The sequence below is a fragment of the Rhodococcus sp. ENV425 genome (genome assembly GCF_002887785.1).
Taxonomy (GTDB): domain Bacteria; phylum Actinomycetota; class Actinomycetes; order Mycobacteriales; family Mycobacteriaceae; genus Rhodococcus; species Rhodococcus aetherivorans.
In genome coordinates, this window is sequence record NZ_PCZU01000233.1 from 1 (window position 1) to 944 (window position 944).

Annotated in this window: 1 protein-coding gene; it reads left to right on the plus strand. The window is 75.7% G+C overall.

The features are described from left to right. On the plus strand, nt 1–944 hold a 944-nt coding region (locus tag CQZ88_RS29975), incomplete at both ends, for a phosphopantetheine-binding protein (RefSeq protein ID WP_258008697.1).

Below are 944 nucleotides of genomic sequence, written 5' to 3' on the forward strand. Positions count from 1 at the left end.
GCCCAAAGGACACACCGGCGGCGGAGCCGCCCTCGAGTTCGTCGGGCGGGTCGACCATCAGGTCAAGCTCCGCGGGTTCCGCATCGAACTCGGCGAGATCGACGCCACCCTCACCGGGCATCCCGCGGTCGCCGCCGCCGTCACCGTCGTGCGGGGCGAGGCGCTTGTCGCGTACGTACACGGTCCCGACCCCGCCCGCCTCGACCCGGCCGAGCTGCGGGAGTTCGTCGCCGCGCGGCTGCCGCGGCACATGGTGCCCGCCACGGTCACCGTCCTCGACGCGCTGCCGCTCACGAGCACCGGCAAGGTCGACCGCGCCGCGCTGCCCGAACCCACCGCGGACCCGGACCGCCCGAGCACCGGATATCGCAGCGCCGCCGAGGAACTCGTCGCCGGTGTCGTCGCCGCCCTGCTCGACGTGCCCGCCGTCGCCGCCGACGACGATTTCTTCGCGCTCGGCGGCAACTCGCTGCTCGCGACCCAGCTCGCCGCGCGCCTCGGCGCGGTCGCCGGCCACCGCGTCGGCGTGCGGGAGATCTTCGAACACCCCACCGTCGCCGGCCTCGCCGTCGCCGTGTCCGATCCGATTGCCGGCGAACGCCTTCCGCTGCTGCCGACCGACGACACCGGTCCGGTGCCGCTCGCGCCGGCGCAGCAGCGGATGTGGCTCGCCAACCGGCTCGACGTCGCCGACGCCGCCCCCGGCGACCACGTCGCGTTCGCCGTCGACCTCGCCGCCGGCACCGACCTCGACGCCCTCGCGGTCGCCGCCGCGGACGTGATCGCCCGGCACGCCGTGCTGCGCACCGTCCACCCCGACGGCCCGGACGGGCCGACGCAGCGGGTGCTGCCCGGCATCGCCCTCGACCTCGCGCCACACGCGACACCCGCCGACCTCGACGACGCCCTCACCGAATTCGCCCGCGCCGGTTTCGATCTCACCG